The organism is Chryseobacterium sp. S90, assembly GCF_047444895.1.
GTDB lineage: Bacteria > Bacteroidota > Bacteroidia > Flavobacteriales > Weeksellaceae > Chryseobacterium.
Genome location: NZ_JBLGCX010000002.1, coordinates 190,517 through 207,785, shown reverse-complemented (window position 1 = coordinate 207,785; position 17,269 = coordinate 190,517). Strand labels below are relative to the sequence as shown.

Sequence of the window (17,269 nt, the reverse complement as noted above, 5' to 3'; positions counted from 1 at the left end):
TATTTTTTATTGTTTTAAAATGAAAGATGGAACACTAAGTGTTTCATGTTTTTCAATTTTACTTATATAATTAAATTTCTATTCTGTTTTTCTAAAAGCAGATTAGCGCCCTCAATTCCCTGTAATCCACCAGTATGAAAGCATAAAATCCTGCTGTTTTCAGGAAAATAATCATCTTCAATCAGTTCAAAAACTTTCTCCATCATTTTTCCTGTATATATCGGTTCTAAAGGAATACCATATTTTTCTTTGAAATCATTGATAAAACGAATGTTTTCATCATTTATTTTACCGTAACCTCCAAAACATGAATCTATTAGATTAAAATTATGTCTTAAAGTTAATTCAAAAATTTTATTTTCCAGTGAAGTATCATTAACCACGTTAAATCCTATAACTTTCTGATTGTCTTCACTAAATTTTGAAATTCCTGCAATGGTTCCTCCGGTTCCAACTGCGGTGCAAAGATAGTCAAAATCTTTTGTTTGTTCATTGAGCATCATTTTCACCCCTTCCACAGCCTCTTCATTGGTCCCTCCTTCAGGTACTATTAAAGCCTCGGGAAACTCCTGATGAAGGAATTCTGTCAGTTTTTCTTTATGACGGTATTCTTCACGAGTGACAAATTTCAGGTTCATGCCATTTCTTTTGGCGAAAAGTAAAGTAGGATTATCCCTCCACTTATGCTGCAGTTCTTCTCCTCTGATGATTCCCAATGTTGGAATACCAGCCAGATTTCCTACTGCTGAGACCGCAGCGATATGGTTGGAAAAGGCTCCGCCAAAAGTAATAATATAGGGTTTCTCCGGATTTTTTTCCAGATAGTGGTTCACATTGTAAAACAGTTTCCAGTATTTATTGCCTGAAATCTGTGGATGAATCTGATCTTCCCTTTTAATGAAAAGTTTTACGTTTTTATGAATGGGAATTTCCTGAATGGAAACAGGTTCTGTGGGAAGTTGTAATAGCATTTCAGTTTTTAGCAGCTCAAGGTTTATTCTTTACAAAAATAGGAAAAGATTTAGTGTTGTGAGGGTTTTCTTTGCTACCACAGATAACGCAGATTTTCACAGATGTCTTTTTTTGATTTTATATATGAACTGTTTAATTGTAAATTTTGGCTAAAGCCGAATGAATTTAGAGTTATTTAATAAACGGGCTAAAGCCCGTTCCTATTGAATATTAAATGTTGAATATAGAGAATATTGAAGTTAAAATCTAAAAATATAAAATTCCAAAACCAAGCTCACAAAACTCGAATCCCGAATCCCGAAACTCATCATTCATCATTTCAAAGGTATTTCCTGAAGTTCCAGAATTTTCTTTTTTGCAGATAATTCAGGTTATTTTCATTAGCGTACGCTTCTCTTTCAAAGGAGATTCTTCTATAAGCCAGATAACCGTTTTTCAGTTTGAAGACCCAGTAATAATATTCAATAACATAAAAAATATAGAAGAAAATGATAAGCATTTCCAGCTGTTGGCGTAAATGGATTTTTTCGTGATTGATCAATACATTATTTTCCTTATCTTCGGGTTTCCTAATGAAGATAAAGGGAAAGAGAGCAATGCCATTAATTTTTAATTTTTTTAAAGGCTTTTGGCATACAATTATCATAGTAACAAATATAAAAAGTTTTTTGACTAGCATTTAACTTATGGCCCATTATGACATCAAAGAAGGTGAAGACTTCTACTATAATGAACAGGGGTACAAGGTTTTTACAGAAAAATTTCATCTGAAAAGAGGCTATTGCTGTAAAAGCGGCTGCAGGCACTGTCCTTACGGGTACGATAAAAAGACTGATACATTCATTAAAAATGATAAAAAAAATAAATAAAATGAAAAAATATATTTTTATTTTGTTGGCATCTGCTACTTTAGGATTAACTTCTTGTAGCCCTTTTCAGGTACGTTCAGATTATGCTGAAACCGCCAATTTCAATTCTTTCAAAACGTATAAAATAAGAATTGATGATCTAAAATTGAATGATATTGATAAAGACAGAGTCCTGAATGAACTGTCGAGACAGCTTCAAAGCAAAGGGCTTCAATCCGGAGAAAATCCTGATTTGATTATCAATGTAAAAGCTAACCATAAAAAGGTTACGGATATCAATTCTTCTTCACCTTACGGAATGTGGGGATGGGGCGGACCATTCGGATGGGGCGTTGGAATGAGCAGAACATGGACCTCAAATTATAATGAAGGTGCACTGATTGTAGACCTTATTGATGCAAAAACCAACAAATTGGTTTGGCAGGGTATCGGAAGCGGAATTTCTGTAGATTCTCCAAAAGCGAAACAGAGACAGATTCCGGAAATCATGGCTGAGATTATGAAAAATTATCCGCCACAAAGAAAATAAATTTAAGTCATCCATTATATAAGCCAGTATTTTTGTACTGGCTTTTTTTATGGATAATTATTCCGCTTTTCCATAGATAACACAGAGTTTTACAAAAAACATTTTAATTTTTAAGTTTGGCTAAAGCCAAAAGGAAACGTTTTATTTTAAACCGGGCTAAAGCCCGTCCCTATTGAATATTGAAATTCATTACCCGGATCCAAACTTACAACCCCGAAACACGAAACACGAATCCCGAACCTCAAAGCTCGAATCACGAAACCAAAACCTAGTCATTCACAACTTCTTACATGCAGTACATTTAAAATTAACGCTTACTTAATTTTTTATTCACAAAAATGTGTTATTCTTGCTTAAACTTAATATTATATGAAAAAAGTTATTTTATTTTCTCTATTTGCGGGACTTGCCTACGCTCAGGCACCTGCAGGATACTACAATTCTGCCAACGGGTTGAGTGGCGCAGCACTGAAAACGGAATTAAGCAGCATTATCACCAACGGACATATGGACAAAGGTTACAGTGGACTGTGGACTGCTTACAAAACCACTGATATTGATAAGGATTATGAAAATGATGGTTCTATCCTTGATATCTATTCTGAAAAGCCTTTAGGTGCAGATCCTTATAAGTACACTCCGGGAACCAACCAGTGTGGAACTTATTCTACGGAAGGAAATTGCTACAACAGAGAACACATTGTTCCTCAAAGTCTTTTCAATCAAGCTTCTCCGATGGTTGCTGATATTCATTTTATCAGAGCTACAGATGGAAAAGTAAACGGAATGAGAAGTAATTATCCTTTCGGAAAGGTAGGAAGTGCTTCGTTTACTTCACAGAATGGATCAAAGCTTGGAACGTCAGCTTCTTCAGGATATTCGGGGACGGTTTTCGAGCCGATTGATGAGTTTAAAGGTGATGTGGCGCGTATGATTTTCTATTTTGTAACCCGTTACCAGAGTAAACTTTCTACTTTCTCATCAGGAAACATGTTAGGAAGTTCTACATTCCCGGGATTGCAGACATGGGAACTGAATGTTCTTCTGGCATGGCATAATCAGGATCCGGTTTCTCAGGCTGAGATCAAAAGAAATAATGCTTCTTATACTTTCCAGGGGAACAGAAATCCATTTATTGATAACCCGAATTATGTAAATCTTATCTGGGGTTCTCAGCAGCCTTCTGGTGATACTCAGGCTCCGACCACAGCAACAGGGCTTAATGTTTCAGGAAAGACTTCCAACAGTATTTCTCTTGCGTGGAATGCTTCTACGGATAATGTAGGAGTAACAGCTTACAATGTTTACATGGACGGAAATCTGGCCACTACAGTAAGTTCAACTTCAACGACTATTTCAGGACTTGCTCCTTCTACTACGTACAGCTTCTATGTTGTAGCGAAGGATGCGGCAGGAAATTCGTCATCAAACAGTTCTGTAGTTTCCGGTACTACCAATTCAGGAGGCACCACTCCAGCGACTAATTGTGCTAATGAAACTTTTGAAACCATTCCTGCGGCCAACTCTACTTACACAACGAGAACATGGAGCAATGGAGGAATCTCATGGACAGCAACGGATGCAAGAACTGATCAGACTATTAACAATAAAGCTATTACGGTAAGAAACGGTTCTTTAACTTCCAGTACTTCTGCAAACGGTATTGGTTCTTTAACTGTAACTACACAGCTTAAATTCTCAGGAACGAATGATACTTTTGATGTAAAAGTAAACGGAACAAGCGTAGGAACTATTCCTTACAGTACTTCATCTACAACGACTACCATCAGCAATATCAATATTTCCGGAAATGTAGTGGTAAGCCTAGTTAACAATTCTTCAAGTAACAGGGTTGCTATTGATGATCTTGCCTGGACATGTTATCCGGGAACATCTGCAAGAATGGCACAAGCTACAGCTTTGGAAACTTCAGCAAAGAGTTTTAAAATTTCTCCTAACCCAATTACTAATCAGGAGATTTTTGTAAAAGGAGATCTTCAGAAAGTTAAAAAAGCTGAAATTTATAATCTTCAGGGGAAAGTTCTTCAGACGATTGATCAGCCTTTCAGAGATGGAAATTCTATCAAAACAAGAAATCTTGGTCAGGGAATTTACATTTTGAAACTGGATCAGACCACGATGCAGTTTTTGGTAAAATAATTCAGATATCAACTTCATATAAAATGCCGGTCTTTTTGAGACCGGCATTTATTATTTTTAAAACTTTAATTGAGTAGATTTTTAACACAAAGATTTATCTTACTGCTTTACATTTTTAGAAAGCAAAGAAGGATCAGCAAGCTTATGGACTAAGCGAATATTATAAAGAGATTTTATCCAGATCCGGGTATCCTGATCCTTTTAAAAGGTCTTTCCATTCTTTATTTTTGAAAACGAAAAGATTACAGCGGTATTCGTCAGGTCTGTTGTCTATTTTGGTTTCGCAATAATAATAGAGCATATCTTTGTTTCTCCATATAGCCACTTCCTGTCTTAGTTTATTTTGAGTCTGGATGATCTCATTATCTTTAACTTCTGATTCAAAACCTTCATGTATGGTATCAAAACTGGGTTTCTGAAGTGTTTTGTTTAAGTTATCCAGAAGGGCCGTTTTTTCCTGTTCTGTATAAATATCAAGCTGATACATTCCCAATTCGTCTTCTTTTTCATTGGCAAGAGGACCAATTTCCTGATCTACTTTTCCAAAGTGTAAAATTACTTTATTGGTATTTTTATTATTCTTTCCCTCCAGATCTATTCCATTGAAGTGTAATAGTTCTTTTGATGAAAAAGCAAGTTTTTCATTTCCGATAAGGGTCACTTCACTGGTACGTACTGCTTCTTTGGCTGTTGCTCCGGCAGATTTTAAAATTTCATTAATGTTTTGCCCGGTTTTAAGTTGAGCAAGATTAAATGGTTCCGTCTGAGTACTTCCCTTCATTTCAAGCACCAATTCAGTATCTTTATTTTTCTGCTGGTTGCATGATATAAGCCCCAGGCAGATTACTGGTATTAATACATATTTCAATTTTTTCATAATGTTAGTGTTAGTACCTGATTATAAGAATACAACAGAAAAAAAGCGATTCAAGTATTTGAAACCTGATTTTTATTTATCATATTCCTGTTTTTCTATTTCCTTTTTCTTCTTTGGGTACACATTTTACTTCATATACTTATACCACGGAGAAGCCGGAGGTGTTGGATATTTCAATCCAAATACGGCATTATTACGATACGCATCTTTCGTAACGGAAATGTATTTATTTCTTATTTTTCCATCATCTTCAATAGAGATACTCAATATGGAATAATTTTTTCCGTCATCCCAGAAGAAAGAAGTTGGATAAGTAAAGGCATTTTTTTGATTTTGATCCCATGAAACTTTTTCAGGAGAAAGTTTTTTAAGCTTTTCAAAAATTGACTTTACAAGTTTGGCATCTACGGTTGCTTTATCAGTGATGGAAGCTGTAGGATTTCCATGTTTTTTCATTATTTTTTCTACAAATTCCAGAGAGTATTTTTCAGCAGCATTGGTATCTACAGCTCCTACTTTCCCTTTGTATACTGTAATTCTTGTACCCATCATATTGTCTAAGGGTATATTTCCGTAGGTTACTCCTTTGTTTTCATCAGCATAGTATTGAATGATATCTGCTTTTGCGGTATCTTTCATAAATAAATCTTTGTTTTCAAAGTCATACTTCTTTGCATCATCACCTAATGCAACTGATGAAAGATCAAATGATTTATTTCCACAACAGACATTGATCAATACTACAAAAAACAGTATCATAACTTTTGCTATTTTCATCCTATCAAGTATTTTTTTCTAAAATTACTGATTCTGTCTGTCTTTAATTATTTTCGACCAATCGGTAAACATTTTAGTAATAGTATTGGCGTTGATTAAACTGAAAATGAACATTCCAGTAAAGACCGTAAGCCAGCAATATGCTAGTTTCACTCCATTTTTGTCTGTAATAAAGAAAAGTACAAATATGGTAATAGCACCCAATATAAATGTAAAAAGCAATGTATACATCAATACATGAATGATGTACATATTGAATTTAAGCTTTCTGAATATCCAGCTTATCAATGCAACCGGAATAAATAGCAGCAGGGGCAGAAACATAGCTCCAAATATGGTAACTTCGGGGAAGTCTGCCATTTTGCTTTCCAATCCGAAAAAAGTATTAAAACTGAACTCCATTATATTGTTTTTCAGAATCTGTTATTTCCAGTAATGTTTTGTCTTTATATGCAAGTATTTTTGCCAATATAACATTTGGAAATTCATGAATTCCTATGTTATAAAGGTTAACACTGTCATTAAAAAATTCTCTTCTGTCTGCTATTTTGTTTTCCAACTCGGAAACTCTCTTCTGAAGCTCCAGAAAATTAGTATTGGATTTCAGTTCGGGGTAGTTTTCTGAAACGGCAAAGAATGAAGACAAGGCCTTTGAAGTTTCATTGGCTAGGGCTGTTCTTTGGTCTGCATCTATAGTGTTATTATAAAAAGTTCTGAGCTCCGTAAGACGTGTAAGCAGCTTTTCTTCATAGCTCATAAAGTGCTTGGCTACCGTTACCAGATTGGGAATTTCATCTGCACGTTGTTTCAGCACCACATCAATATTCCCGTATGCTTTGTCAACGTTAAATTTAAGCATGACCAATTTGTTGTACAGATTGATCAAAAAACTGATAATAACTACCCCCAGCAGGATAAGTAATATGATTGCGACAGTCTGATTCATTATTGTATGAGTATATAAATAATTATTAACAGGATAACGGAGCAGGTAAACATAAATGATCTCAGCAACGGCTGATATTTGTTCCAGACACTGATTCCTGATGATGAAGTAATCCCCAGAATTTTATAATAATCATCTTTTCTTATGAAGGGCACTCCGTTCCTAGAATCGGCATATCCTACCAACAACATCTTCTGACCATCTTTTAAAAGGGTTTCTTTGTATCTTTTACCACCGTGGCTGCTTATATTGGTTTCTTCTAATAAAACCAGTTCTATTCCTTCCGGCTCTATTTCAATTGTTCCTGTATTATCTTTAACCTGAAAGACATTGCACTGTGTTTCTCTATGAATGGTTCTGTACGTTTCTTTACCATCCGAATCTCTGTCAATATTTTCAATGGTATAGTAATATCCGATACAAACTTCGTTCTTTACCGGGGAGAATAAAGGATTTTTCATCACCAATGTCCCTTCAATCTCTGCCAGACCTTTTGCAACTGAATGAATTTTTGAGGTGGGAAGTGATGACTGCAGACGTAAAAACCGTTTTGCACCATTAGGTTTCATTAAAGTGATAAAGATGAGAATAAAAACCGCCAAGGGAATTAGAATGATTGCCTTTTCCGCATAGCTGTCATAGTTATTGGCAATTTCATATGCATATTCATGCAAGGGCATTTTTTCTTTGAAGATGATCCATAATATAAAATAAATAAAAAATGATGCTATTATTCCCAGAATAATATATACTGTATATGATCTTCCTTTATTACCTCCCATATGCTTCGTCTGAACACTTTACTTTTCAAAAATCCGATAAATACTTTGTAAAGTATCGTATTTAATATATTATTCCGGTATTATTTTTTCTTTTCTAAATAACTTCAAATTCTTCTTTCCCCGTGGGAATATGAAACATCAGCTCCAGCATCAGCTCTTCACCGGTTTCTTTTTTATAAAGGAAAAATGCGGGTTCTCCGTTTAATTTTTTATAGGTTGCCAGCTTTCCGTTACCATAGATTTTTAAAACCCTGTCTTCCGGCAACGGCATCATTTTAAAGCCATTATTGAAATCTTCCAGTAAACTGTTTAATCTTGCTCTTGAATCTTCATCGCTTAAATACATGGATACAGCCATATTTTTTTCGCGATTCCTGATCATTTCAAAGTAAGATTCATATTGTTTTGAGCTGATAAGACCGCTTATTTTTCTGTATGCCAGATCCAGTCTGGTGCCAAGGTAAGAATTATCTTTTGAAATGGACAGTAGATCACGGCTCTGTTCCCATGTCATCATCTCATAAGGAATTTCAGCCTGAAAGGATGATTTATGAGTTAATGAAGGTAATTTTTTTGCAGTTTCCTTTTCTGAAAACTGAAAATTGCCACAGTCTTTTTCATGAACAAACTTATCGTTAAGCACATCAAATAACTTGATGGTATATTGAAATGCTGTTCTTGAATCTATATACTGTTCTCCTGCAACCGGCAGCAGTCTAATTTCAAGTTTTTGTTCACCGGAGCTGCTTATTCCAAAGTTAACGGGAATATTGGGAGACATTTGCCCTTCAGCTTCCATCGCAATAACGGGAATGTCATTAACCAACACTTCAAATTTGCAATAAACAGCGGTAAAATCTATAGTATAGTAAGGTTCTTTAGCCATTATTGTTGTTATTTGTTGTAAAACATATCCAGACTGCGGTAGGAAACCCATTCTTTATATTTCGGGCTGGTTTTATCTAAGGCAAAGATCTTCAATGTATTTTCATTGGGTTTCTTAGAAAGATTAACGGTGTGGATGGTGAAGAAAGTTGTTTTTGCTTCTTTATCTTCCCAAACCTGTATTGTTTCTTCTATGTGATCTGTTTTGAATTCTCCGTTTTCATCAAGGAAAATGGGTCTTTCTTTTGTATTTACTTTTTTATCTGAAAAGTCGGCTTTATGGCCTGCATTTTTTTCAATTGCACTCAGAATGGCATCTGTATTTGGATTGTTCTGCAGTACCATTTCGTAGCACCATACTTTTTTATCATTTTTTGAATAAAAAACGGATACATCATCTGTAGAAGACTGTAAGGTGTTATTAAATAATGACAGGTTCAGATTTTTATCTTTTGGAAATTGAAATTCAACATAATCCACTGAGGTATTAAAATCCCCTGAAGCGTTGTCATTAACAGTTAATCCAATTCCTTTGAGCAAGTCTTCTCCATTGGTTCCGAATTTAAGATCTTTAAAATCCATTTTTCCCTGGGTTTGATTTACTGTTTTACTAGTTACGTTTGTTTTCTCTGCCTGTGAAACTGATTTTTCTTTTCCTTTTTCCTGACAGTTCATTAAAACAAAACTTAACGCGATCTGGCATATAACAATCTTTTTCATGCAATTTTTTATTTAATTTTCTTCTTTATCGTACAGACTATAGGGATAATTTTCTACCTTTTTATTGTTTTTTATTCTGAATTTCAAGTATTCGGAATACTTTGTAGTCTGCGTAGCATTTATGATCAGTGTTGTAAAGTTAGTATTTAAACATAACAAATCTGATTCTTTTGTTTTTTCTCCTTGTATTTCGGCATCTCCGTTATTGAGAATAAAAATCTTTCCGGATTTTTCCCATATGATATTTCTTTCTACTTCATTTCCTTTATCAAAAGCTGGTTTTCCTAATTTTTCAAGAAGTAATTTTTCCAGTTTTTCACTTTCTTTCCGGGTATATAAATGGATTTTATATCCGTTAATTTCTTTTGAATCTCCTAAAAGTTCAAGATAATTTTTCCCGGCATACGTTGCTGCATTACTTTTTATTTCATTGGCAAAGTACTGTCCATAAAGGCTAAAGGAATTCATATCTTTTACCTGGTAGGCGTTAAGATTTTCATCCAAAATAGATTTTTTCTCTGTATAGTCAATATTATTTAAAACCTTTTCTTTTTTTACAGGAAAAAGAACGTCAGACAAATCCTCCTTTGCCGTACTGCATGATATAAACAATGACATTATTAAAAGTAGAAACATATTTTTATTTTTTCTTTTTTTCCCAAAGTAACATTTTGTTGTCATAACCTGCTAGTTCTGCTAAATATTTCATAATATCGAATCCGTCAAAAAATGTACGGGTTCTGTTATAGTTCACCGGAGTCCAGTCCGAGCTTACTTTTTTATAGGTAAACCCTGCTTTTACCATGATCACGACTGTTCCCACACATGGATCTATGCTTAAACTCGGAATATAATAAATTCCTGCAGTGGAATCATATTTTAATTTATGACCTGACGTAATTCCCATTGTAGCCCCTGCGGTTAATTTTCCTTCAACATGTCCTTCCAGTTCCGGTTTTTTTGCTGTACCAATAACCACAAACATTCCTTTTAACTCAAGTCCTGATTTTAATTCAACAGTGATGTTTGAGCTCAGATCAAAATTCACTTCTGCGCCATCCTTGACAGTACTGAAGGAGCCGTCAATAACACCATCTACTTTTCCTTTTACTTCAAGATCAATGTACATTTTAAAGTTGATAACTACCTTTTCTGTTTCATATCCCTTACTTGCCCATTCTCTGACCATATTGAAAATTTCCAGAGCCAGTGCATTCCCTGTTCCTGCTGTAGCTACTGCCACTCCTGCTTGAACAATTAAAGCCAAAAGGTCAAAAACAATAGCCAGCTCAACCAAAGGCTTAGCTTCAATGAAGAGCATCAGCTTGGTTCCTATGTCTGAATGTGCCTCATTGACATCAGCTTCCCATTCTGCTCCGAAATATAGTGCGGGTGCATTTAATCTTATATCAAATGGCAATTTTCTTCCTACTCCTTTGGATACTACTCCTTTTGTCTGTGAGGTAATCCCCTGAGACATTTTTTTCACGGAAGAAATAATAGAGAACAGTTTACTGATCTTATCTTTATATTTCAGGGTAAGCTCCGGTTTGCAGTAATAGCTTCCATCTTTTTGTTTATCATAAGAAGCCTTAAGTTCTACCCCGAATTCTACATCTGTATATTTTCCTTTTTCTTCATTGGCAAGGCTTAATGCTTTACTTCGAAGTTCTTTATGCTTTTCGGGAGTCATTTTCTGCCATTTTATACTTAAGCTGTTGCTCAGGTTGATAAAGAAGGCAAATCTCCATTTTATATCCGGATAAGCTTTTATTAATACAGTAGTCCGCTTCTCATTGCTGTAATATCTGCAGGTGTGCACATGCATGTGAAACTGATTCGGACTGGAAGATGCGGGCCAAATATACTGCATAAGCGTCATTGATTGGGCATCAAACCCAACTCCACCACCAAAATTATATCTGCTCAGCGGAGCATAGACTTCGTAAGGGAATGTGGGGGTCTGAAAGCTTTTCTTGGTATCTCCTTTATCTATTGACTGCCCTACATCTACTATATAAATTTCTTTTTTATGTTTGTTTTTGGTATCTCTGAAACAGCTGTTGGTGTCAAAGCCTGTAACATCAATAATAAGCTCTTTTTTTGTAGCTGAAGTAGGCGCGACTACAGCATAGTGAATGGTCTGGGCATCATGGGCATTAAATACAAATGAGATATCTACTCTACGGTTGTTTTCGTAGTCTTTCTCGTTTTTGTATTTGATATTATCTCTTCCCATTTTATCATCTGTAGGATCTACTTCTCCTTTTCCTACAGAAATGATTCTTCTGGGATCTAATCCACCGTCTGCAAAGAATTTTTTGACAACATCTGCTCTTCTTTGAGAAAGCCCTCTGTTATAATTTTCTTTTCCTATAACACAGGCATAGCCACTGAGATTCATTGTGGAATCTTTGTGCTCAAGAAGGAATTTGAGTACATTATTCAGGATTGCAACGCCATCTTTATCAATGACCGTAGAATCAAATTTATAGAAGATGGTTCTCTGAATATGTTCCTGTAATGCTGCAGATTTTATCTGTTTTATACCATCTCCGTTTTTAAAGACTGTAGCTATTGTATTGTTGGCTTTTCCGTCTTTTGTTTCATTTTCAGTGATTTTGATGACTTCAAACTTGCATGGCTCAAGCCTTACAGAACTTACATCCGGCTTATATACTTTGGTAGGCGTCTGGTTTTGGGCTCCGTTGGTATTGGTGGTAACTATTTTATTTTTTACATTCAGATAGATAGCATGAAGATCATCACCAATTTTATCTTTGATGTATTGTTTTGATGCTGTATCTTTTACTTTAACATAAAATTCTTCTACATTCTGAATGTTGTCTACATAGGCCATCCATGCAAATGTATTTTCTATTTTCAGATTGACTTCACCATCTATTACCTGTACATTATTGTAGGTATGCACCAGTTTATCTTTTTTGGCATACTGCTGGTTCCAAAGCTCAATACTGACTGTATTTCCATTCAGACCTTCTGTCATCAGGTTCAGGTGAACAATATGTCCATAAGATATAAACTCGGTCTTTTTATTGTTTTTTATGCTTTTGCTGTTCTTTTGGGTAGACCATTTGCTGCTGACAATTTTAGGATCGCACCAGCCTTTTACATATATTCCTGTATTGCCTTTAGGATCTCTTACTCCTGAAAGACTGGCTTCAATATAAAACTGATAACTTCCACAGAACTGTTTTCCTATTAAAAACTTATATCCGGTAGCAGAAGTTATCTGATTGATAATAATTTTTTTGCTGCTGTTCTGCCTCATCCAGGTGAGAGGTTTCTTTTTGTCTGCATCTGTAGTACCCGGCAGCCATTCGTCAATACCAAACTGCACCCATTGGTCAGGTTTTATTGTTACCCTTTGCCCTAATACAGACATTTTTGGATAATACAGTCCGCTTACAACTTTTATTTTTTTTACGCCTTTTGCCATTGTTTTATCATTTAGATTGCACCATCCTGACCTCCTCCTGAAGGCTGTTCGTTATACATTTCTTCAGAATCCACCAACGGATTAATCTGCTGCTGGACGTCTTTATCTGCATTTTTAAAATTCTGCTGGCTGGCTTCTGCTCTCTGCCCGTGGTCTATAATCTCAATGCATGGAGTTCCGGCAATGGCACATACGGCTTTGCTGTCTTCTACAATGATATATCCGCCATTGCTGAGCTGTACTTTATCATAAAACTTCTGCCATTCTGTAACCATGATCTTGCAAGGTGGCGGCGGAACTCCCATTTTTGTACAGTTTCCGAATGTATTTTTTTCAAATGTGGCTGCTCCTATTTCTTTCGTGGTAACGATCAGTTTTTTGGAAGCGCTTTTATCATTGGCATATTCTTTTTGGTGTGTAAGTACTTTCAGCTTGTCCGGAACCTGCCCGAACTGGCATTTGCACATGGCGCCCTGTACTACAATATGTTTTTCTGCCATATTAATTTTATCTTTAGTGAAATGGTAATTTAGTTTTTATCAATTCCTGAAACTGATACTGAAATCTTTTTCTCTTCCTGCAGCATGATACTGCATTCCAGGTAAAGAGATTCCGGAAGCGAAGTTTCTCCTTTCATATAGCTTATGAGTCTGAAAGTTCCTTCTTCATTCATCACAGGTTCGTCTTCTATAATCAATGAAAAAGGTGATCTTCTTATAAAATCATCAATATCTCTTTCTTCATATAATTTGCCCGATCCTTCTACAGTGATCAGCCCTGTTTCTCCTTTTAACGGATCTGTTTGTAATGCTATCTTGTATTTGGGTTCAATCGCATTATCTGTTACCGGAAAAGAGGTCATTATTTCTGTTGTATAATCCGGTCCGAAACGTTGGTATATCCCAAAGAACAGAGCCCGGATGAAATAATCATTTCTAAGGTAAAGATCTATTGCTTCAGGCTGACTGATTACTTTTTCAATCTTTCCACAGTATTCGTCTACGGTTTGACCATCAAATTCTTTATACAACTCTTCTTTTACGGCCGGCCATCTTTTGATAAATACCTCAGCATTTTCTACTGCTTCAAACTTCCCCTGTTCATCGGTACTGATCTGTAGAGGGTATAAAATCTTAGAAGTCCTGTAAGCCAGTAGGTCTGCAATTTCATTGACTTCTTCTTCATTGAGATAAAGGTTTGATGTTCTGTCTATTTCAAAAATATGGTGTCCTTTCTCTGTTTTCAGCCAGCGAACTGATGTTTCATATTTTAATTCGCTTTTATTTTCTCCTTTTTCAATGGTAATGACAACACTGTATTTCCGCACCGAAGTTTCCGGCTGAAAAACAAGGCTGTTTCCTCTTCCGAATTTTACCAGGCTATTTTTATCAGCAACTGCCGTTCTCGGAACAAAAAGTTCTTTCTGCCCGTTAAGATTGATCAGGATCATATCCTTAACAGCGCAGTGGTTATTATGGAAGAGTTTTAATGCATCTTTATCCAACCCGTACAGCGAGGCTATACTTTTTAAAGTTTCATCTTTCTGAACGGTATGTTTGTTATATTTCCGCATAAAAAAGTTCCTGCTTCAATTTCTTTATTTGTATATGACGTCTTATTATTAAGGATGTAATTTTAATGAATAACTCTTGTTCTATTCGGCCTAGGATCCATCCCTATTTTTTCTCTTCTTGCTGACCAATGAAGGTAATGAAGACGAAGGAATCTCAAATCATTCTGTTCTTTTACTTCTTTCTGATAAGCATCCTGACGGTCTTCCGGGACTTCGTTTCCACCATAAGCATCCCGCAGCGCTTTAAAATGTTTGAAGGCATAAGGTTTGCCATCTCCCATCACATAAGTTCTGAGACGGTCTTTTATTCCTATTAAAAACTGATCATTCAGAATGGAATATTTATCATCTGTCATTTTTTTTAAGGTGATAGGAAGATTTTTATCGATGCCATATTCCGCCATAAAATGTAAGGGAATATAGCTGAAAGTTTTCAGCAGATATCGGGTTCCTCTCAATGATAAATAGAATCCGGGAGTAATGGTAAGCTTATCTTTTTCATACCATCCTTCTGATACAAGTTCTGCTTTTAATGCTTCTAATTTGGAGCTGGTAGTCCACGATGTTTCAATTTCTTCCCATGTTTCCTCCCCATTTTCATAAGCTCCACCTACGTCACAGTGTACTCCGGGGAATGTTTTTTCAGTTCCGATATGCACTCTTGTCAGGTCAAAGTTTTCTCTATGCTCGTTTTCTGCAATGAAATGAACTACAGTCTGGGCTTTTCCGATATCATTAAGGCTCAATTCTTCAACGTCATTGCTGAAATTGGGTACTGGTGACAGGTATTTTGAATAGGAAGAAACGGTGTCGTAGATTCCCAGAAATCTTACTTTCAAAACATCTACCTTTAATCCTGCTTCTTCGAGCTTAAGGCCAAGATGTCCCCACTTTGGAAGTTCTTCTGAGGCAACACCTTTTCCGTCATCATCTGAGTAAGTGGTCACCGAAACGGCTTCATTGGCAACTGTGCGTGAAGTAGCTTTATATTTTGATTTTCCAATTTCATATACAAAATTACGGGCTGCAGCGGCTCCACGGCTGAAACCGAATACATCAAAAGTAAGCACGGCAATTTTATCAGCTTTCTTTTCTGCTTTAATGGTCTTCACTTTTTTTACAATTTCTTCACAGCCTTTTCTTACTTTCGATCTGATACCGGTTTCTCCTGTTCCAAAAGCGTATCCCAATGTAGCATCTCCTTCTTTGTCTTCTGTACCAATACCTTCTATATAAATGCCGAAGTTTTTATCATAATTATCCCACATACGGGCCACGTTACTCCAATCATTGTTGTAGCTTGTGTTGTCTGAAGATTTGCCACCATGTTTTTTATGGGCCTCTGTACCTTTTTTTCTTTCGTCGGTATTGGTCTTATTATTCAAGGTTCCGTCAAAAAAAATCCCAATGGTAATATCCAGTACTTCCTCTTTGGATACAGATGGTGTATAACTTCCAAATTGATTGTTGTGCATAGTTCTTGTTTTTAAATTGACTGAGTGAATACTATGATTCTATCTTTCGGGATACCCTGATTTTTGCTTTGGTAACAGCTAGTTTTTCTTTTTCAGATTCTAAGGATATTAAAACTTTGGTATTGTCTTCATTGACTTTAATGATAAGATCAATGTTTTTATCCTTACCTAATTTTTGAAATAGATCAAATATTTCTTTATCATCAAAAGCGTCTATCCATACTGCATACCTGTTATTATTTTTATCTTTCCAGTAAAAACCGCAGAAGCTTGGAACAGCACGGTTTTTATAGGTATTGTCTTTCAAGCTCTGATCAAAAAGATTTTCCTGTTCTCCGTTATAATTGGTAAAACCGAAATCTATCCATGTTGCTCCTTCAGGAAGAACTACTGAAGGTTTCCAGTTGTATTTTTCTCTATATACATTATAAATATCTGCTGCAGGATATCCTTCTTTTTCAATTTTTTCGCGCACTTCCGGCTTGAATGTCTTATAAGATGGATCTTTCAGCATTCTGTCTGCAAAACCTTCGTTCAGCATGTACTGAGCATTATCGTATGCTTTTTCTTTGGTAATAACTGTATCATGAGCCTGAAAAGCTCCTATTTCTTTCTGATTCCCGGCTCCTTTCATCCAAAGAACTACTCTGCCCTGCGGAGCCAATCCTACGACAAATGAGCTGTAGGTAGATTTCTTTTTCGTGTCCTGATCTACAAATCCTTCGTCAAAAAGGTTTTTGATCTTTTCTTTATCCAGATTCCATTTTCCGGTATAGAATTTTTTCTCTACTAAAGAATACCATGTGAATTCCAGCTGATGAGGTGCGTCCATTCTTTCGGTGGTCACATTCATCGTACCTCCTTCTTTTCCCCATCCTGTATTCTGTGTTCCCCAGATTGCATCAAAAGCGTAAGTGAAATCATCAGCCACAATAGCTCCTTCATATACTTCCATCGGATATTCCTGTGGGGCAGAAACGGTTCCCAGCCAATTGTATTTTTCTTCCATTTTTTTATTCTGACAATTCGTTAATGAGAAACAGCATACTATAAAAAGAATCAGTATGTTATATTTACTTATGACCATGGGACATAATCTTCTTGTTACTCGCTAAAACCAGATTATCTCTGTGTGCTTCCACATTGATTTTCTTTGCTATTTTTTCAACCTTTTTTCCTACGCTCAGATGGTAAGAATCTTTAACTGTGATGCGCAGATTGGTTGCTGTTTTTATGATGGCCAT

19 protein-coding genes are annotated in these 17,269 nt (G+C 35.8%); 3 read left to right on the top strand and 16 right to left on the bottom strand.

The window, feature by feature from the left end; all coding sequences use genetic code 11:
* Window positions 1-62 precede the first annotated feature (62 nt).
* Entirely contained in the window at window positions 63-971 is a 909-nt protein-coding gene (locus ACLMCG_RS08730; protein WP_413960600.1) for a 1-aminocyclopropane-1-carboxylate deaminase/D-cysteine desulfhydrase, read from the bottom strand.
* Between the two features lie 320 nt (window positions 972-1,291).
* Window positions 1,292-1,618 (bottom strand): hypothetical protein, encoded by a 327-nt coding sequence (locus ACLMCG_RS08725; RefSeq protein ID WP_223599238.1) that lies wholly within the window; start codon window positions 1,616-1,618, stop codon window positions 1,292-1,294.
* Window positions 1,619-1,658: 40 nt separating this feature from the next.
* Here ACLMCG_RS08725 and ACLMCG_RS08720 point away from each other — a divergent pair, with 40 nt between their 5' ends.
* The 3 genes from ACLMCG_RS08720 to ACLMCG_RS08710 all read left to right on the top strand — a co-directional run bounded on the left by ACLMCG_RS08720 (window position 1,659) and on the right by ACLMCG_RS08710 (window position 4,530).
* A complete protein-coding gene (locus tag ACLMCG_RS08720) occupies window positions 1,659-1,841 on the top strand; it encodes a DUF5522 domain-containing protein (protein WP_007842321.1) in 183 nt (60 codons plus the stop codon).
* A 1-nt stretch (window position 1,842) separates the two neighbouring features.
* Window positions 1,843-2,370: a DUF4136 domain-containing protein gene (locus ACLMCG_RS08715; protein ID WP_047420971.1), complete on the top strand. Its 528-nt coding sequence runs from the start codon at window positions 1,843-1,845 to the stop codon at window positions 2,368-2,370.
* Window positions 2,371-2,739: 369 nt separating this feature from the next.
* Complete coding sequence (locus ACLMCG_RS08710; RefSeq protein WP_413960601.1) at window positions 2,740-4,530, top strand: endonuclease; 1,791 nt, start codon at window positions 2,740-2,742, stop codon at window positions 4,528-4,530.
* A 160-nt stretch (window positions 4,531-4,690) separates the two neighbouring features.
* On the opposite strand, the gene ACLMCG_RS08705 is transcribed toward ACLMCG_RS08710, so the two are convergent.
* The 14 genes from ACLMCG_RS08705 to ACLMCG_RS08640 all read right to left on the bottom strand — a co-directional run bounded on the left by ACLMCG_RS08705 (window position 4,691) and on the right by ACLMCG_RS08640 (window position 17,269).
* Window positions 4,691-5,407, bottom strand: a complete 717-nt coding sequence (locus tag ACLMCG_RS08705; protein ID WP_223599236.1) for a hypothetical protein — start codon at window positions 5,405-5,407, stop codon at window positions 4,691-4,693.
* Window positions 5,408-5,533: 126 nt separating this feature from the next.
* A complete protein-coding gene (locus ACLMCG_RS08700; protein ID WP_413960602.1) occupies window positions 5,534-6,184 on the bottom strand; it encodes a hypothetical protein in 651 nt (216 codons plus the stop codon).
* A 24-nt stretch (window positions 6,185-6,208) separates the two neighbouring features.
* Window positions 6,209-6,586 (bottom strand): hypothetical protein, encoded by a 378-nt coding sequence (locus ACLMCG_RS08695; protein WP_413960603.1) that lies wholly within the window; start codon window positions 6,584-6,586, stop codon window positions 6,209-6,211.
* Window positions 6,570-7,130: a LemA family protein gene (locus tag ACLMCG_RS08690; protein WP_413960604.1), complete on the bottom strand. Its 561-nt coding sequence runs from the start codon at window positions 7,128-7,130 to the stop codon at window positions 6,570-6,572. The genes ACLMCG_RS08695 and ACLMCG_RS08690 overlap by 17 nt, the downstream gene beginning before the upstream one ends.
* Window positions 7,130-7,912, bottom strand: a complete 783-nt coding sequence (locus ACLMCG_RS08685; protein WP_413960605.1) for a hypothetical protein — start codon at window positions 7,910-7,912, stop codon at window positions 7,130-7,132. The genes ACLMCG_RS08690 and ACLMCG_RS08685 overlap by 1 nt, the downstream gene beginning before the upstream one ends.
* A gap of 94 nt (window positions 7,913-8,006) precedes the next feature.
* Entirely contained in the window at window positions 8,007-8,798 is a 792-nt protein-coding gene (locus ACLMCG_RS08680) for a hypothetical protein (protein ID WP_413960606.1), read from the bottom strand.
* An 8-nt stretch (window positions 8,799-8,806) separates the two neighbouring features.
* On the bottom strand, window positions 8,807-9,517 hold the full coding sequence (locus ACLMCG_RS08675; RefSeq protein WP_413960607.1) for a hypothetical protein: 711 nt from the start codon (window positions 9,515-9,517) through the stop codon (window positions 8,807-8,809).
* Between the two features lie 12 nt (window positions 9,518-9,529).
* Window positions 9,530-10,153 (bottom strand): hypothetical protein, encoded by a 624-nt coding sequence (locus ACLMCG_RS08670; RefSeq protein WP_413960608.1) that lies wholly within the window; start codon window positions 10,151-10,153, stop codon window positions 9,530-9,532.
* A 4-nt stretch (window positions 10,154-10,157) separates the two neighbouring features.
* On the bottom strand, window positions 10,158-12,977 hold the full coding sequence (locus tag ACLMCG_RS08665; protein WP_223599228.1) for an OmpA family protein: 2,820 nt from the start codon (window positions 12,975-12,977) through the stop codon (window positions 10,158-10,160).
* A gap of 11 nt (window positions 12,978-12,988) precedes the next feature.
* The gene (locus tag ACLMCG_RS08660; RefSeq protein ID WP_047387258.1) at window positions 12,989-13,477 is read right to left on the bottom strand and encodes a DUF4280 domain-containing protein; all 489 of its coding nucleotides are present in this window, start codon (window positions 13,475-13,477) and stop codon (window positions 12,989-12,991) included.
* Window positions 13,478-13,506: 29 nt separating this feature from the next.
* The gene (locus tag ACLMCG_RS08655; RefSeq protein ID WP_413960609.1) at window positions 13,507-14,550 is read right to left on the bottom strand and encodes a hypothetical protein; all 1,044 of its coding nucleotides are present in this window, start codon (window positions 14,548-14,550) and stop codon (window positions 13,507-13,509) included.
* 62 nt (window positions 14,551-14,612) lie between these two features.
* Entirely contained in the window at window positions 14,613-16,025 is a 1,413-nt protein-coding gene (locus ACLMCG_RS08650; RefSeq protein WP_413960610.1) for a T6SS phospholipase effector Tle1-like catalytic domain-containing protein, read from the bottom strand.
* Between the two features lie 31 nt (window positions 16,026-16,056).
* Entirely contained in the window at window positions 16,057-17,034 is a 978-nt protein-coding gene (locus ACLMCG_RS08645; protein WP_413960611.1) for a DUF2931 family protein, read from the bottom strand.
* A 64-nt stretch (window positions 17,035-17,098) separates the two neighbouring features.
* Window positions 17,099-17,269, bottom strand: coding sequence for a hypothetical protein (locus ACLMCG_RS08640; RefSeq protein WP_156106421.1), 171 nt, complete (start codon window positions 17,267-17,269; stop codon window positions 17,099-17,101).